The following is a 24,928-nucleotide window of genomic DNA, read 5'->3' as shown; positions in this document are numbered from 1 at the left end:
GAAACCTCCTACTGGACGCTGCGGCCTTCGGGGCCGGACATATCGAAGCCGAGATGGCGGGCGACGGTGAAGATGTCCTTGTCGCCGCGGCCGCACATGTTCATCACCAGAAGGTGGTCCTTGGGCAAATCGGGGGCAATCTTCATCACATGGGCCAGCGCGTGGGACGGCTCGAGCGCGGGAATGATCCCCTCTTGCGCGCAGCAGAGTTGAAACGCCTCGAGCGCCTCCTTGTCGGTGATGGCGACATATTGCGCACGGCCAATCTCATGCAGCCAGCTGTGCTCCGGCCCGATGCCGGGATAATCCAGCCCGGCGGAAATCGAATAGCCCTCAAGGATCTGCCCGTCGTCGTCTTGCAACAGATAGGTCCGGTTGCCGTGCAGCACGCCGGGGCGCCCGCCGGTGAGTGAGGCGCAATGCTCCATCTTGGCATTCACGCCCTTGCCGCCGGCTTCGACCCCGATGATGTTCACGCTCTTATCGTCAAGGAAGGGGAAGAACAGCCCCATGGCGTTCGACCCGCCGCCGATGGCCGCGACGACCGTATCAGGCAAGCGCCCTTCGGCGGCCTGCATCTGCTCTTTGGTTTCCTTGCCGATGATCGCCTGAAAATCGCGCACCATGGCCGGATAGGGGTGCGGCCCCGCGACGGTGCCGATGCAATAAAAGGTGTCGCGCACGTTGGTCACCCAGTCGCGCAGGGCGTCGTTCATCGCGTCCTTGAGCGTACCGCGCCCCGAGGTCACGGGGACCACTTCGGCCCCCAGCAGGCGCATCCGGAAGACGTTGGGCGCCTGACGTTCAACATCATGTGCGCCCATGTACACCACGCATTTCAGGCCAAACTTGGCGCAGACTGTGGCCGTGGCCACGCCGTGCTGGCCCGCGCCGGTTTCCGCGATGATCCGCGTCTTGCCCATGCGACGTGCCAGAATGATCTGGCCCAGCACGTTGTTGATCTTGTGCGCGCCGGTGTGGTTCAGCTCATCCCGCTTGAGATAGATTTTTGCCCCGCCCAGATGCTCGGTCAGCCGTTCGGCGAAGTAAAGCGGCGAGGGGCGGCCCACGTAATGGGTCCAGAGGTCGTGCATCTCGGCCCAGAAACTGTCGTCGGTCTTGGCGTGCTCGTACTGCTCCTCCAGCTCGAGGATCAGCGGCATGAGGGTTTCCGACACGAACCGCCCGCCGAAATCGCCGAACCGGCCCTTTTCGTCGGGTCCCGTCATGAAAGAATTGAAAAGATCGGTCATCGCGCGCCTCCTGCACCCGGGATGGGCTGGCGCGAGATGTAGCGCGGCGACGCAAGGGCGTAAAGTGCAACCGCCGCGACGCTGGATGGCAGACTTTCCGTGAAAGTCCGCGGGCAAATCCTCTAAGAGGATTTGCGCCCCCCGACGAGGGTGCGGACCGGTTCGGCGTTGCAAAAAATGACCACCTGCCCCGTGTTCTCAACCGCTGTGAAGCCCCGTCGCCGAATTTTCCGTTCAAACAGGGCGCGGCCCACCATCCGCTCCATATCGCGGACTTTGCGCCGGACGACGCCCCCGTCCCGCGCGGCCTGTGCCGCGAACAAGTGACGAAACCAAAGCTCGGGATTCTCGGGAATGATCGCGTGTTTCATGGGCCTAGAGTGCCCGCCACACGGTAAACGTCAGGTTAACGCTGCTTCGCAGAAGGCGGTGATCCGGGCGGGATCCTTCTGCCCCGGCGCGGCCTCGACCCCGCTGGAGACATCCACCTGCCGCGCGCCGGTGCGCGTCACGGCTTCGGCCACGTTCTCCGGCGTAAGCCCCCCGGCCAGCATCCACGGGACCGTCCAGTATTTGCGGTTGGCCAGCAACGTCCAGTCGAAGGCCAGCCCGTTGCCGCCCGGAAGCGCGGCATCCTTCGGCGGTTTCGCGTCGATCAACAGCTGGTCGGCCACGGCGGCATAGAGGTCGATCTGCGGCAGATCGCCCGCATCCGCGATGCCGATGGCCTTCATCACGGGCAGGCCGTAGCGGGCCTTGACCTCGGCCACGCGCTCGGGCGTCTCGGAGCCGTGCAGTTGCAGGATATCGAGCGGCACGCGGGCGGTTAGCGCATCAAGGAAAGCATCGTCGGCGTTCACCACCAGCCCGACCTTCGCCACGCCCGGTGGCACCTCAACAGCGAGCGTCGCAGCCTCTGCTATCGAAACGGCGCGGGGGGATTTCTCGAAGAAAACGAAGCCCACGTAAGACGCCCCCGCCCCGGCCGCAGCTTCAATGTCCGCCACGGTCCGCAGGCCGCAGATTTTCACGCGCGTGTCGGCCATCCGCTCAGCCGGTCTTGTCGACCAGCGCGACAATCTCGTCCTTGCCTTCGTGGCGTTGCTCTTTCAGGCGGTCCACCTCACGGCGCAGCGCCTCAACCTCGCGCGATTTGCGTCGGGCTTCGGCCCGCACCTGATGTTCGCGCACCCATTCCCACAAAAATCCGATCAGCAGGCCGATGCCGACACCGATGAAGATCGCCATGAACAGCGGCATGTTGATGTCGGGCGACACGCCCAGCGGATTGGCCAGCGCTTCGGGAATGGCCCGCAGGGTCACGATCCCGCGGTTGGCCATGCCGACAATAATCAGGCAGATCGCGACGATCGCCCAGAATGTGTATCTGATGTATTTCATGGGGGCTGTCTACTTCCCGTTCAGCCGGTCCCGCAAGAGCTTACCTGTCTTGAAGAAGGGCACGTGTTTCTCTTCTACCTGAACGGCTTCACCGGTCCGCGGGTTCCGTCCCAATCGCGCATCGCGCCTCTTCACCGAGAACGCCCCGAAGCCGCGAAGCTCAACCCGGTCGCCATTGGCCATGGCTTCGATGATGCGGTCGAAGATCGTGTTCACGATCCTTTCCACATCGCGCTGATACAAATGAGGATTCTCGGACGCAATCGTTTCAATCAGTTCAGATCGGATCATATGGTTTCCCCCGCAGGATAGGTTCGGACGTGGCGCAGTTGTCCGATTTTGCCCGACTATAGGATGGAACGGCGGCTCAAGAAAGAACTTAGAGGGCTGATTTCCGTGGGTTATCCGCCGTTTTGCGCCCTGAGCCGCGGGTTTGGGCGGCGCGATCGGCCTGCGGCGGCCATGCCGCAGAGCAGCATTCCGGGCCGATTCGGCGCGCTGCCCGGCCGCACATACGAAAAACCCGCCGGGATGAACCGGCGGGCCTAAGCTTTTCGTTTGGGACGACAGGCTTAGCTGTCGTCGCCCTTGTTCAGGGCCGCGCCGAGGATATCGCCCAGGGACGCGCCGGAATCGGAGGAGCCGAACTGTTCGACGGCTTCTTTTTCTTCCGCGATTTCGCGCGCCTTGATCGACAGACCCAGACGGCGGGTCTTGCTGTCGATGTTGGTAACGCGCACGTCGACCTTGTCACCGACCTGGAAGCGCTCGGGGCGCTGTTCCGCACGGTCGCGGGACAGATCGGAGCGGCGGATGAAGGATTTCTGACCTTCGTATTCCACTTCGATGCCGCCATCCTCGATCTTGGTCACCTCAACGGTGATGATCGAGCCGCGCTTCACGCCGCCGGTGGCTTCCGCGAACGGATCGCCGTCCATGGCCTTGATCGAGAGCGAAATGCGCTCTTTCTCGACGTCCACTTCGGTGACTTTCGCGTTCACGACGTCGCCCTTGCGGTAGTCGCCGATCACGTCTTCGCCACGGCCTTCCCAAGTCAGGTCGGACAGGTGAACCATGCCGTCGATGTCGCCTTCGAGGCCAACGAACAGACCGAATTCGGTGATGTTCTTGACTTCGCCTTCGACTTCGGTGCCCTCGGGGTGGGTCTCAGCGAAGACTTCCCATGGGTTGCGCTGCGTCTGCTTGAGGCCAAGGGACACACGGCGCTTGGCTTCGTCGATCTCCAGCACCATGACTTCGACTTCCTGAGAGGTCGAAACGATCTTGCCGGGGTGCACGTTCTTCTTGGTCCAAGACATTTCCGAGACGTGAACCAGACCCTCGACGCCGGGCTCGAGCTCAACAAAAGCACCGTAGTCGGTGATGTTGGTCACGCGGCCGGTGTGCACGGAATCCAGCGCGTATTTCGCGGAGACGGCATCCCACGGATCATCCTGCAGCTGCTTCATGCCAAGGCTGATGCGGTGGGTTTCCTTGTTGATCTTGATGACCTGCACCTTGATCGTCTCACCAATGGAGAGGATCTCGGAGGGGTGGTTCACACGGCGCCAAGCCATGTCGGTCACGTGCAGAAGGCCGTCTACGCCGCCAAGGTCAACGAAGGCACCGTATTCGGTGATGTTCTTGACCACGCCGTCGACTTCCTGACCTTCGCTGAGGTTGCCGATGACTTCGGCGCGCTGCTCGGCACGGGATTCTTCGAGGATCGCACGGCGCGACACCACGATGTTGCCACGGCGACGGTCCATCTTGAGGATCTGGAACGGCTGCTTGAGGCCCATCAAAGGACCGGCATCGCGCACGGGGCGCACATCGACCTGAGAGCCGGGCAGGAACGCAACAGCGCCACCCAGATCAACGGTGAAGCCACCTTTCACGCGGCCAAAGATCGCGCCCTCGACACGCTCTTCGTCGGCATAGGCCTTCTCAAGACGATCCCAGGCTTCTTCACGGCGCGCCATTTCACGGCTGATGACGGCTTCGCCACGGGCGTTCTCGGAGGAGCGAAGGAACACTTCGACTTCGTCACCGACAGAGATTTCAGGGGCTTCGCCGGGGTTTGCGAATTCTTTAACGTCAACGCGGCCTTCCATTTTGTAGCCGACGTCGATGATGGCCTGGCCAGCTTCAATTGCGATGACTTTGCCTTTGACGACACTGCCTTCTTGCGGCGTGTCGATTTCGAAGCTTTCATTCAAGAGTGCTTCAAACTCGTCCATAGATACGTTTTGAGCCATGTGGCGTGGGTTTCCTATAAGGTCGTTGTTGGCCAAGTGGACGGGTCCACCGGACTTTGGGTTTCAGTCTGCGCCCAGCGTTGGGCAGGTCGTCTCATCGGGCGTGTTTCGCAAAGCAAACAGGGCCGGAGAACCGACCCTGCCTGTAGTGCACGTTCTAACGACGCGTCAATGGGCGGCCGTATAGGCCGGATCGCCTTGCTTTGCAAGGGCCGTAGCAGGGGCGCGCCCGGCACGGCCCCTCCCCGCGCGGATCAGTCGATCCGCTCAAACAGCACATCTTCCTGTTTGCGCACCTTTTTCATCGGCGCAAGCCAGTCGTTTTCCGCGTCGCGGGTGCCGATGGCCAGAATCACCGCAGATTTCAGCCCCTGTTCGCGCAGGTTGAGGATGTCGTCCACGGCCGAGGGGTCGAACCCTTCCATCGGTGTCGTATCCACCTGCAACTGTGCGGCCGTCAGCATCCCGAACCCCAGCGCGATATAGGCCTGCCGCGCGGCGTGCTCGAAATTGGTCTGCGCGTCGCGGGGCAGATACATGCCCTTGAGATTGCCGAAATAGGTCTCGAGCGCCTCGCGCGTGTCGGGGCGTTCGTTGGCGTGATGGTCCACCACGTCGTCCAGCCGTGCATCCGAGTAGTTGTCCCATGCGGCGAAGACCAGAACCGTCGTGCTGTCGGTGATCGCACTCTGGTCAAAGGCTGCGCCGCGCAGCTTGGCACGCAATTCGGCGTTGCGCACGTCGAGAACCTTGAATGGCTGGGTGCCCGACGAGGTCGGCGCGAACTGGATCGCGTCCTTGATCGCGGTGATCTTGTCTTCGGAGACGGGTTTGGTCGGGTCCATCTTCTTGACGGCATAGCGCCATTGCAAAGCGTCACGAAGGTCAGAGGGAAGGGCGTCGAGCATGTCGGAAATCCTGTATCTGGGGGCCGCCACGGGCAGCGTTCGGCACCTGATCTAGTCACTTAGCCCCCGCACACAACCCATGAGGGCGAACAGCATCTGTGCAATTTTCCACGAATCCCAAAACCGCGACTTGGGACGTCTGTAAGACACGGTGCGCCGCCCTCCCCCGACGGCGCCCCCGCCGCGCCAACCCCGCTTGCGCCCATGGGGAAACCCATGCCACAAGGCCGTTCAAAATAAGGGGACATCAATGGGCGAGCTCTATCTGGTCCGGCATGGACAGGCCAATTCCGGCGCGACGACGGAAGAGGATTACGACCGCCTCTCGGGTTTGGGCCATGCGCAGGCCCGGCGTCTGGGCGACTGGATGCGCAACCACGAAGGCCCGTTCGATCAAGTGCTCTGCGGCTCCATGCGGCGCCATCGGGAAACCGCCAAGGGCATGGGCTATGCCCCCGATCATATCGACGCGCGGCTCAATGAAATGGAATATTTCGCCCTCGTCCGGGATATGGAGGTCAACCACGGGATTCGCCCGCCGGCCTCCTCCGAGGATTTCGCGGATCACATGACCCAGACCCTGAACGCGTGGGAGCAGACGACCATTGCCGGAGCGGAGCCCTTTTCGACTTTCGAAACCCGCATCCAAGCAGCCGTGTCAGGGGCCACCAAACCGGGAAAACGGGTCCTGTGCATCACTTCGGCTGGGGTCATCGCCATGGTCATGCGTGGCGCGCTGGGGCTGAGCATCGAGCAAATGGCGCATGTTCTGCTGCCGATCTACAACTCCTCGCTGCACCGCTTCCGCATCCGGCCCGAAGGGACGTTCCTGCTGACCTTCAACGGCATCCCGCATCTCGACGCCCCCGACCTCGCCGATCAGCGCACCCACCTTTAACGGGCTCTGGCGCGGGTCACATGCTCCACCGCCCGCGCGATGGCCTGTTCCGCTGTGAGGTCAGAGGTATCGAGCAGGATCGCATCCCCGGCGGGGATCAGCGGCGCGGTCTCACGTTCGCGGTCGCGCTTGTCGCGGGCTTCCACATCGGCCAGCACCGCGTCGAAGGTCGTCGCCAGTCCCTTGCCGTTGAGCTCATCCAGCCGCCGCTGGGCGCGCGTCTTGGCACTCGCCGTCACGAAAAGCTTGAGGTCCGCGTTTGGGCAGATCACCGTTCCGATGTCGCGCCCGTCCAGCACCGCGCCGCCCTCGCGCCGGGCGAAACTGCGCTGGAACGCCACGAGCGCCGCGCGCACCTGCGGATCGACGGCCACGCGGCTGGCAGCCTGCGCCACTTCGGGCGTGCGCAGATGATCGCCCTCAAGGTCCGCCGGGTCCAGCGCCTGCGCCGCCGCCAGCGCCTCGTCTCCGGCCAGGGTCTTTGCCCCCACGGCCCGATAGAGCAGCCCCGTGTCGAGATGGGCAAAGCCGAAATGCGCCGCCACCGCCTTGGAAATCGTCCCCTTGCCCGCCGCCGCGGGGCCATCAATCGCTATCGTAAACACCACGCGCGGTCCTCCTGAGATGCACAATCAACACCAGCACACATAGATAGAGTGCGGCAAATTTTGCCATAGTCAAATGATGCGCCGCCCCGACCGAAGCCGACGTCGGGACCCCGGCTTGCAGCACATCCAGCAGCGCGGCGTTCTCGGCCAGATCGATCCCTGCATAGAGCAGCGCCAGCCCCGCCACCACGAAACGCAGGCTTGATCCGCGCCAGCCCACCAGCGCCAGCCATAGCGCCAGCGCCACGATGAACACCCGGTCATGAACGGCCAGAACCCGCGTGTAGGCGTCCTTCGCGCTCTGGTCCAATCCGGCAAGAAACGGCGCGATGCTTTGCGCGTCATAGCCCGTCAGATGGAAGTCGGGCGGCCAGTGCCAGCCCGTCACGGGCAGCACCCGCAGATAGAGCACGGCGCCCATCCACAGATAGGCCGCAAGGGCGACCCATCCGGCCAGCCGCCGCGCCCGCGCGATCACCGGGCCGTGCGCTCAATCTGCGCGCCGAGGTCGGCCATCAGGTCTTCGAAGATCGGGAAAGAGGTGGCGATCGGCCCGCCGTCATCTACAGAAACGGGCGCATTGCTCGCCAATCCGAGGATCAGGAACGACATGGCGATGCGGTGGTCCAGACGGCTTTCAGCGGTGATCCCGCCGGCGACTTGGCCAAAGCCGCGGCCGGTCACGGTCCACCAATCCTCGCCCTCGTCCACCTCGACTCCCGCGGCCCGCAGGCCCTGTGCCATGGCGTCGATCCGGTCGCTTTCCTTGACCCGCAATTCATTGACGCCCGTCATCACCGTCTGCCCTTCGGCGAAGGCCGCGACTACCGACAGCACGGGATATTCGTCGATCATCGACGCCGCGCGCTCGGGCGGCACGTTGATCCCCTTCATTGCGGGGGAATAGCGGGCGCGCAGATCGGCCACGGGCTCGCCCCCCTCCTCGCGCATGTTCTCGAAGGTCAGGTCTGCGCCCATCTCCTGCAGGGTGTAGAACAGCCCCGCCCGCGTGGGGTTCAGCCCGATGTTGGGTACCAGAACGTCCGAGCCTTCGACCAGCAGCGCCGCGCAGACCGGGAAGGCGGCGGAACTCGGATCGCGGGGCACGGCGATGGTCTGCGGGCGCAACTCGGGCTGGCCCTTGAGCGTGATGACGCGCCCCTCATCGGTGTCCTCGACCGAGACCTCGGCCCCGAATCCGGCAAGCATGCGTTCCGTGTGGTCGCGCGTGGCCTCCTGCTCGATCACCACGGTTTCGCCCGGCGCGTTCAGCCCTGCGAGCAAGACCGCCGATTTCACCTGCGCCGATGGCACGGGCACCACATAGCGCACCGGGGTCGGCTCTTTCGCGCCCAACAGCGTCATCGGCAGACGCCCGCCCGCACGGCCAACGGCGCGCGTGCCGAACAGCGCCAACGGATCGGTCACCCGCCCCATGGGCCGCGAATTGAGTGATGCGTCACCGGTATAGGTCACGGCAATATCCGTGGTCGCTGCCGCGCCCATGATCAACCGCACCCCGGTGCCGGAGTTGCCACAGTCGATCACCTGATCAGGCTCGCCAAAGCCACCGACGCCAACCCCATGCACGGACCAGTTTCCGCCCCCATGGTTCACCACCTCGGCGCCGAAAGCCTCCATCGCGCGGCCGGTGTCCAGCACGTCCTGTCCTTCCAGCAGCCCGCTGATCTTCGTCTCGCCCACGGCCATGGCACCTAGGATCAATGCTCTGTGCGAGATCGACTTGTCGCCGGGCACAAGGGCCTCACCGCGCAGGGGCCCACCTTGGCGGGCGGTCATAGGAATGGGGTCACCGTGGCTTGACATAGCGTGTCCTTCAAACTGTTGCCGTCTGATAAACCGCCCCGCGGCCAAGGTCCACGCCAGAAGCCACGCGCCCATGCCACATCAGCAACCGGCGCAATCCGTCATGGCCCTGACACGACCCTTGCTTCTCTGGTTCAAAAATACCTGCCGCGCCGCAGGCGCATTCCAACGCTACCGACGACGAAACGTCAGATAATGGGGCACCCGCCCCTCCCGCAGGGCCTTTTGCTCGTAACGGGTCGACAGCCAGTCCGCCCAGGGCTTGCGCCAATCCTCAGGACCTTCGGCCAACCACTCGAACCCGGCACCTGGCACTTCTTCCAGCGTCTGGCGCACATAATCGGGAATATCCGTGGCGACCCGGAACTCGGCGCCGGGCTTGAGCACCCGTGCGAGCGGCTCCAGATGCTCCGGCGTCACGAAGCGCCGCCGATGGTGTCGCGCCTTGGGCCAGGGATCGGGATAAAGCAGAAACGCTTTCGAGATCGAGGCATCGGGCAGCACGTCGAACATGTCGCGCACGTCGCCGGGATAGATGCGCAGGTTGTCAACGCTGGCGCGGCGGATCTTGCCCAGCAGCATGGCCACACCGTTGATGTAGGGCTCGCAGCCGATGATCCCGACATCGGGGTTCGCTGCGGCCTGATGGATCACATGTTCGCCGCCGCCAAAGCCCACCTCAAGCCAGACGTCTTTTCCGCCGAACAGCGCGTCGAGATCGAGGTTCTCGCGCGTGGGGTTGGCGTCCCAATCCACCGCGCCGGGCGACAAGGCCGCCAGGTCTTCTTCAAGATAGCTTTCCTGGCTTTGCTTGAGGTGCTTGCCCTTGCGGCGGCCATAGAAATTGCGGTGCGGTCGGTCTGGATGTGTCATGGGCGCCGTTTAGCGCTCGAACACGCCGAAAGCTAGGCGCAAATGCGCAGAACGGGGGACCGCCAAACCGGCCCCCGCCCGCCTGCTCAGACCTCGCGCTTGAGCTTCTCTACCAGATCGGTCTTCTCCCACGAAAAGCCGCCATCCGCGTCCGGCGCGCGTCCGAAATGGCCGTAGGCCGCCGTGCGCTGATAGATCGCGCGGTTGAGCTGCAGATGCGTGCGAATGCCGCGCGGGGTGAGGTCCATCACCTCGGGGATCGCCGCTTCGATCGCCGCGGCCGGAACCTCTCCGGTGCCGTGGGTGTCGACGTAGATCGACAGGGGCGCGGCCACGCCGATGGCATAGGACAGCTGCACCGTGCAGCGGTCGGCCATGCCGGCGGCCACCACGTTCTTCGCCAGATAGCGCGCGGCATAGGCGGCGGAGCGGTCGACCTTGGTCGGATCCTTGCCCGAGAACGCGCCCCCGCCGTGGGGCGCGGCACCGCCATAGGTGTCGACGATGATCTTGCGGCCGGTCAATCCGGCGTCGCCATCGGGCCCGCCGATGACGAACTTGCCCGTGGGGTTCACGTGCCAGACCGTCTCATCGGTCAGCCAGTCCTCGGGCAGAACCTCGCGGATATAGGGTTCGACCACGGCGCGCACATCGGCGCTGGTCATGGTCTCGTACAGATGCTGGGTCGAGAGCACCAGCGACGAGATGCCCACCGGCTTGCCATTCTCATAGCGCACCGAAAGCTGCGACTTGGCGTCCGGTCCCAGCACCGGCTCGGTCCCGTTCTTGCGCACCTGCGCCAGCCGCCGCAGCACTGCGTGGGCGTAATGGATCGGCGCGGGCATCAGCTCGGGTGTTTCGTTCACCGCAAAGCCGAACATAATCCCCTGATCGCCCGCCCCTTCGGCCTTGTCTTTGGATTCGTCGACGCCTTGCCGGATGTGCGCGGATTGTTCGTGCAACAGGTTCAGGATGTTGCAGGTTTCCCAGTGGAACTTGTCCTGCTCGTATCCGATGTCGCGGATACAGGCCCGTGCGATCCCGTCGATCTCACCCATCACGTCCTTGAGTTTGCTGTCGTCCGACAAGCCGATCTCACCGCCGATGACGACCTGATTGGTGGTCGCGAAGGTTTCGGCGGCCACGCGCGCCTCGGGCTCGATCGCGATCAGCGCGTCGAGCACGGCGTCGGAGATCCGGTCGCAGACCTTGTCCGGATGCCCCTCGGAGACGGATTCCGAGGTGAAGGTATAACTGCTGCGCGTCATGGGGAGTGCTCCATTTGTTGTGCCGAACCACGTCAGGAAGCCGTTGTGGACGGATTAAGTTCGAACCCGCCTACTCCTGCGGCGGGGTGCGGTCAACGACAATCGCCCGCCGTCGCAGCGCCCTGCCCGCGATGAGGAACGCCAGCAACACCGCAAGCGGCCAATCGCCCAGCCGCGCGTAAAGCGTAACCGGCAGGCGGGTGGGCACGGGCGCATCCAGAAACCCTTGGGTGTTCAACGGCAGGCTGTCCAGTATCCGCCCGCGCCCGTCGATCACCGCCGAGATGCCCGTGTTCGCGGCGCGGATCACCGGAATGCCCTGTTCGATCGCCCGCGCGCGCGCCTGCGCCAGATGCTGGCGCGGGCCGGCATTGGCCCCGAACCAAGCGTCGTTGGTCAGGATCAGAAGCACGTCGGGCCGCGGACCGCCGCGGTCGATCTCTTCGGGAAAAATACCCTCATAGCAGATCAGCACCCGCACCAGCCCAAGGCCGCCGACCTCCATCAGCCCGGTTCCGGTGCCCGCGCTGAACCCGGCCACCTGATCGACCAGCGTGCTCAGCCCGAGGGGGCGCAGCAGCTCCGCAAAGGGGATGTATTCGCCAAAGGGCACCAGATGGCGTTTGTCCACGACGTCCGAGATCATGTCGGGCCCGTCGATCACGATGGCCGAGTTGTAATAGGCCTCGCCCTCGCGCCGTTGCACACCGGCCACCACAGGCGCGCCCCGCGCGGCCTGCGCCATCCTGTCGGTCAGGGGGGCGGCATAGTTCAGCAGCGAGGGGATCGAGGTTTCCGGCCAGATCACCGCGTCGGGCACCGTCTGCCCATCGCCCGCGCCGGTCGCGGCAAGGGCGCGGTCGAAGAAGACCGGCATCCAGTCGCGGTCCCATTTCAGGTGCTGCGGCGCGTTGGGTTGCACCAGCCGTACGATCTGGTCCGAGGGTGAGGGCACGGGCGCGGATAGGCCCTGTAGCCCTGCGGTCGCCACCGCACCAAGGACCAGCGGCACCCAGAGCCACCGGGGGCGACGGGTCAACAAGTGATGGGTCGTGCAGACCGTGGCCACAAGCAGCGCCGTCGCGCCATAGGGGCCGACCCAGGCCAGCCAGACATCCGCCGGCCCACCGATCGCGGTATAGGACAGCAGGCCCCAGGGAAAACCGGTGAAGAGATGCCCGCGCGCCAGTTCGGCCAGCGTGAGCGTCACTGGCAGCCACAGGACCACCGCCCCCTGCCCCCGTGCCAGCCGATGCGCGCCCCAGAACGCAAGCCCCCAGAACAGGGCCAGCCCGCCCGCCATCAGCACCAGCGCAAAAGGCGCCATCCAGCCGTGGCGGGCAATGTCCACAAGGAAGGGCTCGACGATCCAGCGCAGGGTCCAGCCGAAATAGCCGACCCCCAGCAGCCAGCCCTGCAGGCCCGTCGCCCGCGCGTGGGGCTTTAGGACAAGGCGCAGCGCCAGCAGAAATGCCATCAGGGTAATGGCCAGCCCGAAGGCGGGCAGATCGTGGCCCAGCCCCATCGCCGCCCCGAGAAGAACCACAAAAGCCCCGCGCCTGACGCCCGCCCAACCGATCCGCGATTTGCGGACCCGCGCGGGTGTCTCAGCCACTGACCGCTCCGTGCACATGCACGCGCAACCGCTTGATGCGGCGGGGGTCTGCCTCGACCACCTCGAACTCGGGCCCCTCGGGGTGCTGGATCACCTCACCGCGGGCGGGCACGTGGCCGGCCAGCATGAAGACCAGACCGCCAAGGCTGTCGATCTCTTCCTCGTCGATCTCGTCGTTCTGGGTCAGGGGCATGCCGATCTCGGCCTCGAATTCCTCAAGCGGGGCCTTCGCCTCGGCCAGATAGACGCCGGGCTTCTCGATGACCCAAAGCGCGTCCTCGTCGGCGTCGTGTTCGTCCTCGATCTCTCCGACGACCTGCTCGATCAGGTCCTCAATCGTGACCAGCCCGTCCGAGCCGCCGTATTCGTCGATCACCAGCGCCATATGAATGCGCGCGCCTTGCATCTTTTGCAGCAGCACGCCCAAAGGCATCGACGGAGGCACGAACAAAAGCGTGCGGGTCAGATCGCGCAGGTTGAACGTCTTGGTGTTCTCGTTGAACCCGTGGATCAGCGCGAAATCCTTGAGGTTCACAAAGCCGATAGGGGTGTCGAGCGTGCCATCGAACACCGGCAGGCGCGTCATGCCGCTTTCGCGGAACACCTGCACAAGATCGTCGCGGCTGATGGTGACGGGCACGGCGACGATATCCGCCTTCGGAACCATCACATCCTCAACCCGCATTCTTCGAAGGTTCATCATGCCGCGCGCCTCAACCGGGGCCGAAAACCCCGGTGCCGGTGTCGTATCCATTGGGGTGTCCGAGGGGCTGAGCGCCTCGACAATGCGGCTGAAGAAGCCGCCCTTGTTGCTGTTGTCTATGTCATCCTGCGCGCGCTGCGCCGCGCTAGAAGAGCCGTCCGTGGTGTCGCCCATTGTCTCCAGATCCAAAAACAGCCGCCTACGCTTGCGCTGCGGCCCGTGCTATTCCTATGAATATGGGTCGGGGATGTCCAGTTTGCCAAGTATTTCTGTCTCCAACCCCTCCATCAGGGCCGCATCCCCGTCGCGAATGTGGTCATAGCCCAGCAAATGCAGGGTTCCATGCACCAAAAGATGGGTCACATGGGCCTCGAACGGCTTGCCCGCCTCGGCCGCTTCCCGCGCACAGGTGTCATAGGAGATCGCGATGTCGCCCAGTTCCGCATCCATCGGGCCGTGGGGCAGATCGGGGCGCGTGCCCTCGACCTCTGCCCCCCGCTCGTCCGAAGGCCAGGACAGCACGTTGGTGGGGCTGCCCTTTTGCCGGAAGTCGGCGTTCAGCGCGGCGATGCGCGCGTCGTCACAGGCCAGCAAGCTGACCTCGAATTCAGACGGGTCCAGCCCCGCGCCGGTCAGCGCGGCGGTGACCGCACGGGTGGCCAAAGCCTCAACCCCGCTGTCCCAGCGGTCGTCCTCAATCAGGATATCCAGCGCAACTGACATCGGCCCTACTTCGGGTCGTCCTTGTCGTAGGCCTCAATGATGGCGGCGACCAGCGGGTGCCGCACCACGTCCTTCGAGCTGAAATAGTTGAAGCTGATCTTGGGAATGTTCGCCAACAGGCGCTCGGCGTCGCGCAGGCCCGAGTTCACCCCGCGCGGCAGGTCGATCTGGGTGCGGTCGCCTGTGATCACCATGCGTGACCCTTCGCCCAGACGGGTCAGGAACATCTTCATCTGCATGGTCGTGGCGTTCTGCGCCTCGTCCAGCACCACGAAAGCGCGGCTGAGCGTGCGGCCCCGCATGAAGGCCAGCGGCGCGATCTCGATCTTGCGCTCTTCGATGAGCTTTTCCACCTGCTTGGCGGGCAGAAAGTCGTTCAGCGCGTCATAAAGCGGCTGCATGTAAGGATCGACCTTGTCCTTCATATCGCCGGGCAGATAGCCGAGCTTTTCGCCCGCCTCGACCGCCGGGCGGCTCAGGATGATCTTGTCCACATGCCCGCCGATGAACAGGTTCACGCCGACGGCCACCGCAAGGTAGGTCTTGCCGGTGCCTGCAGGTCCGATCCCGAAGGCCAGCTCGTTCTTGAACAAAGAGGTGACATAGGCCTTTTGCGCATCGGTGCGCGGCTCAACCAGCTTCTTGCGGGTCTTGATCTCGACCCGGCTGGCCCCGTTGAGCCCTTCAAGATCCATCTGGTCGCCCGGCGGATGGCCGGTGCCCTTTTCCGAAGCGCCCATGCGCACCTCGCGATCGATGTCGGCCATCTCGACGGCGCGTCCGGCCTCAAGCCGTTCGTAAAGCGCGGTCAACACCTCGGCCGCTTCGGCCTGCGCCGAAGGCTCACCGTGGATCGACAACTGGTTGCCGCGCCGCAGGATCTGGACGCCCAGCTTCAATTCGATGTCGGCAAGGTGGCGGTCATGTTCGCCACACAGGTCGATCAAAAGGAAATTGTCCGGAAACTCCAACGTGACAGCGGGGGCGTCCTTTTCGTAGGCGGTGGGGGGCAGCGTGCTGGTGGCCAATAAACTCTCCGCTCTCTTTTGCACAATGGTGACGCCAGTTTTCGCGACACGCAAGGCACCTAAGCATGATGCTGTGCATTTTAAACGAAAAAGGGCCGCGGAGTGTTCCGCAGCCCTTGGTAACATATGTTATCTGGCGAGATCTGCGCCCCACCCCTCGGGTCAGGACGCTGAATGCACCCTCCGGTATGGCCGGATCAGGGGCGCACCTCATAGCTTTGCTGGCGCGTGGGCACGGGCCCGTTGGGGGTGTAATCCGTCAACCCCTGGGTGCCGCTCTGATAGGGGCCGTAAACCACGCCGGGCGTGCCCTGACAGACGGGCAGACCGCTGACCGGGTCCAGCCGGTTGCTGGCGCGCCCCTCAACCCCGTCATCGATCACCCAGGCCTGACAGCCGTCAGGCGTGACCGCGATGGCCGCGTTGTCGTTGGCGTTGGTGTCGCTGTCGCGGCCCATGTCATTGGCCACGGCGATATAGCTGTCCGGCCCGTCATAGGGTGACAAACCCGTCTCGATCGTGCCCTCGACGCTACAGGCCGACACAAGGCCCACGGCGGTCATCGCGAATGTAAGTTTGAGAATGTTCATGATTACCACCTGTAGCAGATTACTTCGACGCGACGGTTCTTGGCCATGCCCGCGGCGTTGGCGTTCGAGGCGACGGGGCGGGTTTCACCAAAGCCCATCTCGCGCTCGATCACGGCACCGACGCTCCGGCCCACATCGGCCACGGCGCGGGCGCGATTCTCGGACAGCGTCTGGTTATAGGCGTGCGAGGCGCGGCTGTCGGTGTGGCCGTAAACCGCATAGCCCGAGACGCCGGACTGGCTGAAGACCTGTTGCAGACGCTGGCGCGTGGCAGCGGTCAGCTGGTAGCTGTCGGTGTGGAACATCGTGTCGGTGTTCCCCACGTAGCAGGTGTCCATCTTCACGCAGACCGGGCGCCCGGTCTCGGGGTTCAGCCGGTTCACCTGATACTGCTCAAGCCCGCCGTCGGCCATCCAGTGCATGCAGCCATCCGGATCGATCCAGATGCCCCACTGAATGAGGCCCGATTGCTGGCCTCGCTGCACATCCTGCGCCGCCGCAGAGGTGGTCAGAGCCCCCGCAACAGCCAAAGCCCCAAGGCCAAGCCTGAGAAGGCGTTTGATACTTAACATCCGTTATCCCCCGTATCTGACATAGCTGGCAGCGGTGCAGATCTCCGGCCCAGCCCAATGTGTTTGTCTCAAATCGTCGTGCGCCGCCGTTTTCCGCTGCGCCACTGGGCCGGATCGGCCAGCCCGCGCGACGAAAAAACAGTGTCACATTAACTATCTATCGTTAGCAAACTTTGGCCATAATAAAAGGTATATTTGCCCCGTATTGTGTCCGATCGGGGGACAGAACGGGCCCGTTGGCCGGATTGCTGCGGGGATCAATGACAATGCGACGCGCACCGCGGGACAGGCGCAGCGCCCGGCAACAGGACAGGGTCAGCGCAGCTCGCCGCCCAGCGAGTTCCGCTCGGACTTGACGATCCGTACCGTCCGGATGTCGCCCACGGCCACGTCCGAAGTCTCGGCAAAGACCGCGTGCAGATACTCGGATTTGCCGATCATCTGGCCCGCCTCGCGGCCCTTCTTCTCGAACAGGACCTTCACGTCGCGCCCGATCATGCTGTCCTGCACCGCGCGTTGCTGTTCACCCAGAAGCGCCTGCAACCGGTGCAGACGGTCGGTCATCACCTCCTCGGGAAGCTGCGGCTTTTCCGCGGCGGGCGTGCCGGGGCGGGTGGAATACTTGAACGAATAGGCCTGCCCGTAAGTCACCGTGCGCACCAGATCCATCGTATCCTCGAAATCCTCTTCGGTCTCACCGGGGAAGCCGACGATGAAATCCCCTGACAGGAGCAGATCGGGCCGCGCGGCGCGGATCTTCTCGATCAGGCGGAAGTACTGCTCGCGGGTGTGCTTGCGGTTCATCGCCTTGAGCATCCGGTCCGAGCCGGACTGCACCGGCAGGTGCAGATAGGGCATCAGCTTGTCGCAGGTGCCGTGCGCCTCGATCAGGGCGTCGTCCATGTCGTTGGGGTGGCTGGTGGTGAAGCGGATCCGCTCAAGCCCGTCGACCTTGTCGAGCGCCCAGATCAGCCCTGCAAGCCCGCCGTCGTGCCCGTGATAGGCGTTCACGTTCTGGCCCAGCAGCGTGATCTCGCGCACGCCGGCCTCGACCAGCTCCTGCGCCTCGCGGATGATGCGCTCGGCCGGGCGGCTCACTTCCGCGCCACGGGTATAGGGGACCACGCAGAAGGCGCAGAACTTGTCGCAGCCTTCCTGCACGGTCAAAAACGCCGTCGGCCCGCGTTTGGCCTTGGGGCGGCTGCGCAGGGTGTCGAACTTGTCATCCTTGGGGAAATCGGTGTCGAGCGCCTTGCCGCCCTTTGCGACCGCCTGCTCCATCGCGGGCAGCCGGTGATAGCTTTGCGGGCCGACCACAAGATCGACCATGGGCTGGCGGCGGATGATCTCTTCCCCCTCGGCCTGCGCCACGCATCCGGCGACGCCAATCTTCAGATCCGGCTTCTCGGCCTTGAGACCCTTGAAGCGCCCCAGCTCGGAATAGATCTTCTCGGCCGCCTTCTCGCGGATGTGGCAGGTGTTGAGCAGGATCATGTCCGCATCGTCCGGCGTCTGCGTTTCGACATAGCCCTGCCCGCCCAGCGCCTCGGCCATGCGTTCGCTGTCGTAAACGTTCATCTGGCAGCCGTAGGTCTTGATGAAAAGCTTCTTCTGCGCGGTCATGTCGGGCCTCTTGCGGTGGATCGGTGCCCCATACAGCAGTGCCCCCGCTCTTGCAATGAACAGCGCTTTGCGGGACATTGGCGCCAATCAGGCAGAGCACCCCAATGATCCACCATCCAGACCTTTCCAGCTTCCTCACCGCCGGCGTCCCCGTGCTGACCAAGGGCCCCGTGGCGCTGATCTTTGCCGAGGATGAGGTCGAGCTTGACGCGACGATCCGCCATCACCTTGCGGCGGGCTTCCGACACACGGTCGTCTTCGCGATGCCCGAGTTCGCGATCGCCGAGGATGTGGCCGACCGGATCATCCGCGTCAGCTACAGCCTGCAGACGCCGGACGCGCTCGAGATGGCGATGAACAGCACGATGAAGGCCGCGGGCGACATCTGGTTCTATTACTGTTTCAACGCGGAGTTTCTGTTCTATCCCTTCTCCGAGCATCGCTCGGTCGGGGAGATGATCACTTTCAACGTGGAAGAGCGGCGCGACACGATCCTGACCTATGTGGTCGATCTTTATACCGGCGACCTCTGGCAGCACCCGAACGCGGTCTGTCTCGAGGATGCCCATCTGGACAAGACGGGGTATTACGCGCTGGCCCGCAAGGATCGCTGGAACAACGTGCTGGACCGGCAGCTTGATTTCTTCGGCGGTCTGCGCTGGCGGTTTGAAGAGCATATCCCCGCCCCCCGCCGCCGCATCGACCGGGTGGCCCTGTTCCGCAACAAGCCGGGGCTGGTGTTCCGGTCCGATCACACCTTCAACGATCCCGAATACAACACCTACGCCTGCCCTTGGCACCACAACCTGACCGCCGCGATCTGTTCGTTCCGCACGGCAAAGGCGCTTAAACGCAATCCGGGCAGTACCTTCGATATCGAAACCTTCAAATGGCACAATTCGACGCCGTTCGAGTGGCACAGCCAGCAGTTGCTGGATCTGGGCCTGATCGAGCCGGGGCAGTGGTTCTAGCTGCGGGTGCAGTGACAGGTTGTCAGTGAGGGTTGGATGCGCGGCGGTGGCCGCCTAGCTGCGCCGCAGGCGGATCACCACATCGACCGAGGCCACCTCGGTCCCTTCGGGGGCATCGGGCACGCGGGCAAGTTCAAGCTGTTCGGCGGGCGCGTCGGAGAGACGTTGATCGTCTTCCCAGTAGAAATGCGGGTGATCGGTCATATTGGTGTCGAAGTAGCTTTTCGATCCGTCCACGGTAATCTCGCGCAGCAGACCCGCATCGCAGAACGCGCGCAGGGTGTTGTAGACCGTGGCCAGCGACACCTTCGCATCGGCCCGCGTGGCCGCGTCGAACAGGCTTTCGGCCGTGACATGCCGGTCCTTACCGTCGCCCACCAGCAGGCCGGCCAAGGCCACACGCTGCCGCGTCGGGCGCAATCCGGCCGCCGAAAGCCAGTCCGCCCCGCGCTTTTGCCGCTGTGATGTGATTGTCTCAGTCATAGGCCCGATCTTGCAACTGTTCCCCATCCATATGTGAGAATGCGCCCGGTTTTCAATCTCAAATGCGAATAGATCGCAAAACCGCCCCGCCCTGCCCCACCCGTGCTGCGTGCTTGCCCTTGGTGTTGCGCTGATGATAGCCACACAGGAAACCGATACACACCTGAGGGAACACGCTGATATGAGCGACTATCCGACGAGTTTTGATCGCGACGACCTGCTCAAATGCGCACGGGGCGAATTGTTTGGGCCGGGCAACGCACAACTGCCCGAACCGCCGATGCTGATGATGGACCGGATCACCGACATCTCGGCCGACGGTGGCGCCCACGGCAAAGGGCACGTGGTGGCCGAGTTCGACATCACACCGGACCTGTGGTTCTTCGAATGCCACTTCCCCGGCAATCCAATCATGCCCGGCTGTCTGGGGCTGGACGGGCTGTGGCAGCTGACCGGATTCAATCTGGGCTGGCGCGGCTGGCAAGGGCGCGGCTATGCGCTTGGCGTGGGTGAGGTGAAGCTCACGGGCATGGTGCGCCCGGACCGCAAGATGCTCACCTACAAGATCGATTTCACCAAGGCGATCCAGACCCGCCGCTTGACGATGGGTGTGGCCGACGGGATCGTCGAAGCCGATGGTGAGGTGATCTATCAGGTCAAAGACATGAAGGTCGCCCTCAGCGAAAGCTGAGCCACCCGCCAGAGGAACTAAAAAAGGGGGCCGATGGCCCCCTTTTGCATTTCAGGTCGCGGCGCTTTGCATCCGCGTGGTCTGCCCATCCAGATTGCCCTTCACAGCTGCCTCGGCCAGCACCGCTGCCACGTCCGAACGCGCCGCTTCGCCCTCGGGATCGACCGCATCGCCAAAGACAGAAGCGCCGGATTTCGGGCCATCTGACAGCGCCACGGGGCGCAGGATGGCATAGGTCATCCCCGACTTTTGCAGATGCGCATCGGCGTCGTGCTTGGCTTGCAGGTATTTCGCCATCGCGCCCTCGTCCGGCGGGGTCTGCGCGCCGATCGAACTGAGCATCACGAAGCGCGACGCGCCGGCCTGCTTGGCATGGTCAGTCAGCTTCTGCGCCCCTTCGCGATCCACCTTGTCGGTCATCGCCGCATCCGTGCCGCTGCCCGATCCGGCGGCGAAGATAACCGCATCGACCCTGTCGCAGACGCTTGCGTCAAGGTCGGTCAGATCCCCGTAGCGCAGTTCGGTCCCTTCGGGCAGAACGCTGGTATCCGAGCTGTCGCGCACCAGCGCGATGGGTGTGGCGCCCTGCTGTTGCAGCTCCTGAACGACCAAACGGCCGGTTTTGCCGGTGGCTCCGGCGACAAGTATTTTCTGGGTCACAACGTCCCCTTTTCTGATGTGTATTGGTGGATGCGCTGGCCCGACCGGTGCGCGGTCAAGACAGCCCTTCGTCGTCGTCGTGCTGGTTGCTCCAATGGCCCGCGAAAGGCTCGGCCGCGATCATCAGGACCAGAATGCCGCCCGTCGCGATCCCCGCCAGCCAAAGCTCGCCAATGCCGCAAAGCAGCCCGATGGCCCCGGCGCTCCAGATGCTCGCGGCCGAGCCCGCGCCCTTGATGAAATCCCCGTCGCGATACATCGCCCCGGCGCCCAGAAACCCGATGCCGGTGATCACGCCCTCCATGATCCGCGTCGGGTCCATCCGGTTGCCGTCGGATTGCATCGTTGCGAGGTAATCGGCGGTTCCGATCATCAGCGCACAGGCGACAAGCGAGATGATCACGAAGGGGCGAAAGTCGATGGGCTTGTTGCGAAAGTAGCGTTCCAGCCCGATGGCCAGTGGCAGCAGGGTCGCCGCCACCAGCCGGTAAGCCACGGTCATGAATGTCAGCGTATCCGATGAAAACATGTCATTCATGCCTGTGCTCCTTTGTCTGTCGCGTTGCCCGTCAGCTTGGCAGGAAAATCGCCTTGGCGTTGATGAATTCCTTCATGCCGAAGCCGCCGTGTTCGCGCCCATAGCCGGAATTCTTCACGCCGCCGAAGGGCATGTTCGGATCGGCCGCGCCGAAAGAGTTGATACGCACCATGCCGGTGTCGAACTCCTCTTTCGCCAGTTGGATCGCGTGATCCTCGTCGGTGCAGAAGATCCCGCCCCCCAGACCGTAGCGGCTGTCGTTGGCGATGCGCATCGCGTCGCGGTCGTCCTTGGCGCGGATGACCGAGGCGACGGGGCCGAAAATCTCGTCGTCGTAGGCGGGCATCCCGGGGGTCACGTCGCCCAGCACCGTCGCAGGGTAATAAGCCCCCTCCCGGTCCGGGACCTCGCCGCCGGCCAGCACCGTGGCACCGGCGTCGACACTTTCATTCACCTGATCGCGGACCTTCTCGAACTGGTCCTGACTGGACAGCGGGCCAAGGTCGGTGCTGTCGTCCATGGGGTCGCCCATCTTGATGGCTTCCATCTGTTCGACAAACGCCGTCACGAAGGCATCGTAATTCTTTTCTGTCACGATGAAGCGCTTGGCGGACACGCAGGTCTCGCCGTTGTTGAACAAGCGACCCATGACCGAAAACTTGACCGCCGTTTCGATGTCCGCGTCCTCAAGCACGAGGTAGGCATCGTTCGAGCCGAGCTCCAGAACCGACTTTTTCAGGTGTTCCGCGGCCTTCGCGCCGATGTGGCTGCCGGCCTTGTCGCTGCCGGTCATCGTCACGCCGCGCACAAGATCGTGTTCGATCAGCGTGTCGCTGGTGTCATGGTCGATCAGCACCACCTTAAACAGGTCCTTGGGCAGACCGGCGTTGAGACACAGCTCTTCGAACCGCAACGCGCTGCCGGTGCAGATCGAGGCGTGTTTGAGCACGCAGGCGTTGCCCGCCATAAGGTTCGCCGCCAGCACGCGGGTGGGCTGGTAGATCGGGAAGTTCCACGGCTGGACCGAATAGATCACGCCAATCGGCTGATAGGTGACGATGCCGCGTTTGCCGTCACCGTGGGTGCGCTCTTCGTCGGCCAGGGCATCTGGGCCCTGCTCTGCGGTATAGTCGAAGATCGCGGCGCAAAGCTCGATCTCGGTCTTGCCGTCCTTGTAGAGCTTGCCCGTCTCGCGTGTCATCAACTCCGAGAGCTCATCGACGTTGTCGCGCAGGGCCTGCGCGATGTTCTTCAGATGCTTGGCGCGGTCCTCAAAGCTGGTTTTACGCCACTCGAGAAATGCCTCATGACAGGCCTCAACGGCCTTGCCTGCGTCCTCAACGCTCATCGTGTCGTAGCTTTTCAGCTCCTCGCCCGTCGCGGGGTTAATCGTCTGAATCTTACCCATGTCACTCATCCTTTCATTCACTGCAAACCCAACGGACGCCCGTGGGGAATGTTCCGGCGCGCGACGGTCACCATCCTGTGTCCGTCCCGACGCGCTGCGGCGCGGCTCACTGGCACAAGCGATAGCCGCCGTTGCGTTCCTTGATATCCAGATGCAGATGGTCCGCATGGGCTGCATCGGTGCCCGGCCCCAGCACGGTCGTGAAACTCAGACAGGCCGCGCCGCGCACCGCCCTCTGAAAAGCCTCTTCGATGGTGCCCGCATCGGCGCGGGGTTCGATATTCAGGCGCGAGCCGTCCTCGAAGGTGAAACCCATGACGTCGACCGCATTGCCGAAGGCATGTTCGCTCAGCTTGCCATCGGGCAGGTTGTTGCGGCGGCGGCAGATGTAGGTCGAGCCGTGCTGCACCTCGACCACGGGGCCGCGATCTTCGATCAGCGCAGCGGCGGGCTGGACGCTGCCCTGCATCCATTCCGCCAGCCGCGCCACGGTGGCGCAGCGCATCATGGCATCGGGCTGCAGAGCGACGCCGGGGATGATCTCGGACACCATGACGGGGCGCGTCACGCCGCAGTCGGCGTCGTTTTCCTCGGTCAGGGTGGTCGAGACCTCATAGACCGTGCCGAAGCCATCAAGCTGCGCCAGACAGGCGGCGAACTCCTCTTCGGTCTCGGTCAGGCTGTCGCGCACTGAGGTTGCAGGCGCGGTCACCTCAAGCGCGCCGCTCTCATCGGCTTCCACCTCGATCTCGGCGATCACTTCCTCCGCGCGTTCCTCCGGATCGGGGCGGGACTGGGGCGCGGGCGACACCTCGACCGCCGTCTGTGCGACGACGGACAGCGGCAGGGTCGCGATCAGGGCGGCGGCCAGCTTCATGTCCGGCCTCACTCCACGAACCGGACGGTAGTGCCCGCGCTGACCATATGCGCCAACTCAAGCGCGTCCCAGTTGGTCATTCGCACGCAACCGTGGCTTTGCGCTGTGAACAGGCTGGCCGGCTCGGGCGTGCCGTGGATGCCGTAGGTGGGTTTCGACAGATCGATCCAGACCAGCCCCACGGGGCCGTTCGGACCGGGCGGGATCGTCAGGAATTCGTCGTTGTCACCCTGCTGGAAGTTCAGATCGGGGTTGTAGGAATAGGTCGGCTCGATGGCGATGGCCTCAACCTCGACGTTGCCGCTGGGCGACGGGGTCTGCTCCGAGCCGATGGCCACCGGATAGTTGGCGATGATCCCACCCGAGGCATCCCGCGCGATCAGGCGCTGGCTGCTTTTGTCGATCTCAATGTCTGCAACCTCGCCCGTGGCGTCCTCGGTCGGTTGCACCACCGTGATCGTGTTGCCCGGTGCGAAATTGCTGCCGGGGTTCAGGGCCTCGAGAAACTCCTGATCCATGTGGAAATCCTCGGCCAGCTTTTCGCTGACGCTGGTGTAATGCAGCCAGTCCATCTTGGCCATTTCCGCATAATCGTCGGGAAGCGGCCCGCCGATCCGCGCGTGATCCTCTTCGGTGACCGTATAGGTCGAGGTGATCGGCGCCGCCGCGTTGCCGCCCAGCGCGTCCCAGACCGCCTGATCCATCACCCCGTCCGCCGTCAGCCCTTCGCGCACCTCAAAGGCGTGAATGGCGCTGGAGGACATGCCGCCCTTCCAGCCGTCCACGATCCCCGGAGAGATGTTGGCCCGGTCCAAAAGCACCTGCACCTTTGCTGTCAGCGCCGACTGCCCCTCGGGCAAGGGACCACCGTCATACGTCGCGGCCTCGATGGCGTTCGCATCAATCGACGGGTCCGCGCCGTCGGATTGTGCGGCGGCCAAACTGCCCATAACGGCCAAGGGAAGGGTCGCCGCGGCGAGGATGAGGGGGGAATGACTGCGCATGGGAAGGTGTCCTGTTCTTGTTGTTCTGATTTGCACCCCAACGCCGGGGCGGGTCAGTTGTTCCTTGGTTCCCGCCTGTAAAGGCTGCGGTCGCTCCCCTTGCTCACACCGGCCCTGTCGCCTACACAAGATCGAAACCGCAAAGGGA

General features: G+C 63.9%; 28 protein-coding genes and 1 riboswitch. Of the genes, 3 read left to right on the top strand and 25 right to left on the bottom strand.

Translation table 11 applies throughout. The annotated features are described in order from the left end of the window. Window positions 1-8: 8 nt before the first annotated feature. The 7 genes from trpB to DC363_RS15980 form a co-directional block, all read right to left on the bottom strand. Window positions 9-1,253: a tryptophan synthase subunit beta gene (trpB, locus tag DC363_RS16010; protein ID WP_108642165.1), complete on the bottom strand. Its 1,245-nt coding sequence runs from the start codon at window positions 1,251-1,253 to the stop codon at window positions 9-11. A 122-nt stretch (window positions 1,254-1,375) separates the two neighbouring features. Next, complete coding sequence (locus DC363_RS16005) at window positions 1,376-1,624, bottom strand: N-(5'-phosphoribosyl)anthranilate isomerase (protein WP_108642164.1); 249 nt, start codon at window positions 1,622-1,624, stop codon at window positions 1,376-1,378. Between the two features lie 30 nt (window positions 1,625-1,654). After that, entirely contained in the window at window positions 1,655-2,299 is a 645-nt protein-coding gene (locus tag DC363_RS16000) for a phosphoribosylanthranilate isomerase (RefSeq protein ID WP_108642163.1), read from the bottom strand. A gap of 4 nt (window positions 2,300-2,303) precedes the next feature. After that, entirely contained in the window at window positions 2,304-2,654 is a 351-nt protein-coding gene (locus DC363_RS15995) for a LapA family protein (protein ID WP_108642162.1), read from the bottom strand. A gap of 9 nt (window positions 2,655-2,663) precedes the next feature. After that, window positions 2,664-2,945, bottom strand: coding sequence for an integration host factor subunit beta (gene ihfB, locus DC363_RS15990; protein WP_108642161.1), 282 nt, complete (start codon window positions 2,943-2,945; stop codon window positions 2,664-2,666). 281 nt (window positions 2,946-3,226) lie between these two features. Continuing rightward, complete coding sequence (rpsA, locus tag DC363_RS15985) at window positions 3,227-4,912, bottom strand: 30S ribosomal protein S1 (protein ID WP_108642160.1); 1,686 nt, start codon at window positions 4,910-4,912, stop codon at window positions 3,227-3,229. Window positions 4,913-5,166: 254 nt separating this feature from the next. Then, on the bottom strand, window positions 5,167-5,820 hold the full coding sequence (locus DC363_RS15980) for an NAD(P)H-dependent oxidoreductase (RefSeq protein ID WP_108642159.1): 654 nt from the start codon (window positions 5,818-5,820) through the stop codon (window positions 5,167-5,169). 250 nt (window positions 5,821-6,070) lie between these two features. On the opposite strand from DC363_RS15980, the gene DC363_RS15975 reads away from it, so the two are divergent. Further along, window positions 6,071-6,718 (top strand): histidine phosphatase family protein, encoded by a 648-nt coding sequence (locus tag DC363_RS15975; protein ID WP_108642158.1) that lies wholly within the window; start codon window positions 6,071-6,073, stop codon window positions 6,716-6,718. Here the strand turns inward: DC363_RS15975 and DC363_RS15970 are convergent. The 12 genes from DC363_RS15970 to miaB form a co-directional block, all read right to left on the bottom strand. Beyond that, on the bottom strand, window positions 6,715-7,326 hold the full coding sequence (locus tag DC363_RS15970; RefSeq protein WP_108642157.1) for a (d)CMP kinase: 612 nt from the start codon (window positions 7,324-7,326) through the stop codon (window positions 6,715-6,717). The two genes, DC363_RS15975 and DC363_RS15970, sit on opposite strands and share 4 nt — an antisense overlap. Further along, window positions 7,304-7,804, bottom strand: coding sequence for a hypothetical protein (locus DC363_RS15965; protein WP_108642191.1), 501 nt, complete (start codon window positions 7,802-7,804; stop codon window positions 7,304-7,306). The genes DC363_RS15970 and DC363_RS15965 overlap by 23 nt, the downstream gene beginning before the upstream one ends. Further along, window positions 7,801-9,153, bottom strand: a complete 1,353-nt coding sequence (gene aroA / locus DC363_RS15960) for a 3-phosphoshikimate 1-carboxyvinyltransferase (protein ID WP_108642156.1) — start codon at window positions 9,151-9,153, stop codon at window positions 7,801-7,803. The genes DC363_RS15965 and aroA overlap by 4 nt, the downstream gene beginning before the upstream one ends. Before the next feature lie 171 nt (window positions 9,154-9,324). Further along, window positions 9,325-10,026 carry a tRNA (guanine(46)-N(7))-methyltransferase TrmB gene (trmB, locus tag DC363_RS15955; protein WP_108642155.1) on the bottom strand — a complete coding sequence of 234 codons (702 nt, stop codon included), beginning with the start codon at window positions 10,024-10,026 and terminating at the stop codon, window positions 9,325-9,327. Between the two features lie 86 nt (window positions 10,027-10,112). After that, a complete protein-coding gene (gene metK, locus DC363_RS15950) occupies window positions 10,113-11,294 on the bottom strand; it encodes a methionine adenosyltransferase (protein WP_108642154.1) in 1,182 nt (393 codons plus the stop codon). A 6-nt stretch (window positions 11,295-11,300) separates the two neighbouring features. Next, window positions 11,301-11,349, bottom strand: a riboswitch (SAM-SAH riboswitch). 15 nt (window positions 11,350-11,364) lie between these two features. Then, window positions 11,365-12,909 carry an apolipoprotein N-acyltransferase gene (gene lnt, locus DC363_RS15945; protein WP_241963047.1) on the bottom strand — a complete coding sequence of 515 codons (1,545 nt, stop codon included), beginning with the start codon at window positions 12,907-12,909 and terminating at the stop codon, window positions 11,365-11,367. Next, a complete protein-coding gene (locus DC363_RS15940; protein ID WP_108642152.1) occupies window positions 12,902-13,786 on the bottom strand; it encodes a hemolysin family protein in 885 nt (294 codons plus the stop codon). The genes lnt and DC363_RS15940 overlap by 8 nt, the downstream gene beginning before the upstream one ends. A 54-nt stretch (window positions 13,787-13,840) precedes the next feature. Continuing rightward, complete coding sequence (ybeY, locus tag DC363_RS15935; protein WP_108642151.1) at window positions 13,841-14,335, bottom strand: rRNA maturation RNase YbeY; 495 nt, start codon at window positions 14,333-14,335, stop codon at window positions 13,841-13,843. Between the two features lie 5 nt (window positions 14,336-14,340). Beyond that, window positions 14,341-15,363, bottom strand: a complete 1,023-nt coding sequence (locus DC363_RS15930) for a PhoH family protein (protein ID WP_108642150.1) — start codon at window positions 15,361-15,363, stop codon at window positions 14,341-14,343. 197 nt (window positions 15,364-15,560) lie between these two features. Further along, window positions 15,561-15,953: a hypothetical protein gene (locus DC363_RS15925; protein WP_196778448.1), complete on the bottom strand. Its 393-nt coding sequence runs from the start codon at window positions 15,951-15,953 to the stop codon at window positions 15,561-15,563. Window positions 15,954-15,955: 2 nt separating this feature from the next. After that, complete coding sequence (locus DC363_RS17305) at window positions 15,956-16,525, bottom strand: OmpA family protein (protein ID WP_108642149.1); 570 nt, start codon at window positions 16,523-16,525, stop codon at window positions 15,956-15,958. Between the two features lie 315 nt (window positions 16,526-16,840). Continuing rightward, window positions 16,841-18,148: a tRNA (N6-isopentenyl adenosine(37)-C2)-methylthiotransferase MiaB gene (gene miaB / locus DC363_RS15915; protein ID WP_108642148.1), complete on the bottom strand. Its 1,308-nt coding sequence runs from the start codon at window positions 18,146-18,148 to the stop codon at window positions 16,841-16,843. 107 nt (window positions 18,149-18,255) lie between these two features. On the opposite strand from miaB, the gene DC363_RS15910 reads away from it, so the two are divergent. Continuing rightward, window positions 18,256-19,119: a hypothetical protein gene (locus DC363_RS15910; RefSeq protein WP_422396418.1), complete on the top strand. Its 864-nt coding sequence runs from the start codon at window positions 18,256-18,258 to the stop codon at window positions 19,117-19,119. A gap of 54 nt (window positions 19,120-19,173) precedes the next feature. On the opposite strand, the gene irr is transcribed toward DC363_RS15910, so the two are convergent. Next, window positions 19,174-19,602: a Fur family transcriptional regulator Irr gene (gene irr, locus DC363_RS15905; RefSeq protein WP_108642146.1), complete on the bottom strand. Its 429-nt coding sequence runs from the start codon at window positions 19,600-19,602 to the stop codon at window positions 19,174-19,176. 181 nt (window positions 19,603-19,783) lie between these two features. Between irr and fabA the strand changes: the two genes are divergently transcribed. Then, the gene (fabA, locus tag DC363_RS15900; RefSeq protein WP_108642145.1) at window positions 19,784-20,293 is read left to right on the top strand and encodes a bifunctional 3-hydroxydecanoyl-ACP dehydratase/trans-2-decenoyl-ACP isomerase; all 510 of its coding nucleotides are present in this window, start codon (window positions 19,784-19,786) and stop codon (window positions 20,291-20,293) included. 51 nt (window positions 20,294-20,344) lie between these two features. Here the strand turns inward: fabA and DC363_RS15895 are convergent, their stop codons facing one another. From DC363_RS15895 to DC363_RS15875, 5 genes are all read right to left on the bottom strand, one after another. Next, a complete protein-coding gene (locus tag DC363_RS15895; RefSeq protein ID WP_108642144.1) occupies window positions 20,345-20,953 on the bottom strand; it encodes an SDR family oxidoreductase in 609 nt (202 codons plus the stop codon). A gap of 55 nt (window positions 20,954-21,008) precedes the next feature. Beyond that, window positions 21,009-21,491, bottom strand: a complete 483-nt coding sequence (locus tag DC363_RS15890; RefSeq protein ID WP_108642143.1) for an MgtC/SapB family protein — start codon at window positions 21,489-21,491, stop codon at window positions 21,009-21,011. Window positions 21,492-21,522: 31 nt separating this feature from the next. Then, complete coding sequence (locus DC363_RS15885) at window positions 21,523-22,899, bottom strand: NAD-dependent succinate-semialdehyde dehydrogenase (RefSeq protein WP_108642142.1); 1,377 nt, start codon at window positions 22,897-22,899, stop codon at window positions 21,523-21,525. Between the two features lie 106 nt (window positions 22,900-23,005). Then, entirely contained in the window at window positions 23,006-23,776 is a 771-nt protein-coding gene (locus DC363_RS15880) for an extensin-like domain-containing protein (protein WP_108642141.1), read from the bottom strand. Window positions 23,777-23,784: 8 nt separating this feature from the next. Next, window positions 23,785-24,780, bottom strand: a complete 996-nt coding sequence (locus tag DC363_RS15875) for a L,D-transpeptidase family protein (RefSeq protein ID WP_108642140.1) — start codon at window positions 24,778-24,780, stop codon at window positions 23,785-23,787. Window positions 24,781-24,928: the final 148 nt, after the last annotated feature.

Origin of the sequence: Thalassorhabdomicrobium marinisediminis, assembly GCF_003072065.1 — a bacterium.
GTDB classification, from domain to species: Bacteria; Pseudomonadota; Alphaproteobacteria; order Rhodobacterales; family Rhodobacteraceae; genus Octadecabacter; species Octadecabacter marinisediminis.
The sequence above is the reverse complement of the archived record's forward strand: the minus strand, read 5'-3'. Positions and strand labels throughout refer to the sequence as shown.

What these genes read in the sequence shown, in the direction of transcription:
- DC363_RS15980 (WP_108642159.1), bottom strand. Translation starts at nt 5,820, where the DNA reads ATGCTCGACGCCCTTCCCTCTGACCTTCGTGACGCTTTGCAATGGCGC.
- ybeY (WP_108642151.1), bottom strand. Translation starts at nt 14,335, where the DNA reads ATGTCAGTTGCGCTGGATATCCTGATTGAGGACGACCGCTGGGACAGC.
- ihfB (WP_108642161.1), bottom strand. Translation starts at nt 2,945, where the DNA reads ATGATCCGATCTGAACTGATTGAAACGATTGCGTCCGAGAATCCTCAT.
- DC363_RS15875 (WP_108642140.1), bottom strand. Translation starts at nt 24,780, where the DNA reads ATGCGCAGTCATTCCCCCCTCATCCTCGCCGCGGCGACCCTTCCCTTG.
- DC363_RS15880 (WP_108642141.1), bottom strand. Translation starts at nt 23,776, where the DNA reads ATGAAGCTGGCCGCCGCCCTGATCGCGACCCTGCCGCTGTCCGTCGTC.
- trmB (WP_108642155.1), bottom strand. Translation starts at nt 10,026, where the DNA reads ATGACACATCCAGACCGACCGCACCGCAATTTCTATGGCCGCCGCAAG.
- DC363_RS15995 (WP_108642162.1), bottom strand. Translation starts at nt 2,654, where the DNA reads ATGAAATACATCAGATACACATTCTGGGCGATCGTCGCGATCTGCCTG.
- DC363_RS16000 (WP_108642163.1), bottom strand. Translation starts at nt 2,299, where the DNA reads ATGGCCGACACGCGCGTGAAAATCTGCGGCCTGCGGACCGTGGCGGAC.
- fabA (WP_108642145.1), top strand. Translation starts at nt 19,784, where the DNA reads ATGAGCGACTATCCGACGAGTTTTGATCGCGACGACCTGCTCAAATGC.
- rpsA (WP_108642160.1), bottom strand. Translation starts at nt 4,912, where the DNA reads ATGGCTCAAAACGTATCTATGGACGAGTTTGAAGCACTCTTGAATGAA.
- DC363_RS15940 (WP_108642152.1), bottom strand. Translation starts at nt 13,786, where the DNA reads ATGGGCGACACCACGGACGGCTCTTCTAGCGCGGCGCAGCGCGCGCAG.
- DC363_RS15925 (WP_196778448.1), bottom strand. Translation starts at nt 15,953, where the DNA reads ATGAACATTCTCAAACTTACATTCGCGATGACCGCCGTGGGCCTTGTG.
- aroA (WP_108642156.1), bottom strand. Translation starts at nt 9,153, where the DNA reads ATGTCAAGCCACGGTGACCCCATTCCTATGACCGCCCGCCAAGGTGGG.
- DC363_RS15890 (WP_108642143.1), bottom strand. Translation starts at nt 21,491, where the DNA reads ATGAATGACATGTTTTCATCGGATACGCTGACATTCATGACCGTGGCT.
- DC363_RS16005 (WP_108642164.1), bottom strand. Translation starts at nt 1,624, where the DNA reads ATGAAACACGCGATCATTCCCGAGAATCCCGAGCTTTGGTTTCGTCAC.
- DC363_RS17305 (WP_108642149.1), bottom strand. Translation starts at nt 16,525, where the DNA reads ATGTTAAGTATCAAACGCCTTCTCAGGCTTGGCCTTGGGGCTTTGGCT.
- metK (WP_108642154.1), bottom strand. Translation starts at nt 11,294, where the DNA reads ATGACGCGCAGCAGTTATACCTTCACCTCGGAATCCGTCTCCGAGGGG.
- DC363_RS15885 (WP_108642142.1), bottom strand. Translation starts at nt 22,899, where the DNA reads ATGGGTAAGATTCAGACGATTAACCCCGCGACGGGCGAGGAGCTGAAA.
- trpB (WP_108642165.1), bottom strand. Translation starts at nt 1,253, where the DNA reads ATGACCGATCTTTTCAATTCTTTCATGACGGGACCCGACGAAAAGGGC.
- miaB (WP_108642148.1), bottom strand. Translation starts at nt 18,148, where the DNA reads ATGACCGCGCAGAAGAAGCTTTTCATCAAGACCTACGGCTGCCAGATG.
- DC363_RS15975 (WP_108642158.1), top strand. Translation starts at nt 6,071, where the DNA reads ATGGGCGAGCTCTATCTGGTCCGGCATGGACAGGCCAATTCCGGCGCG.
- irr (WP_108642146.1), bottom strand. Translation starts at nt 19,602, where the DNA reads ATGACTGAGACAATCACATCACAGCGGCAAAAGCGCGGGGCGGACTGG.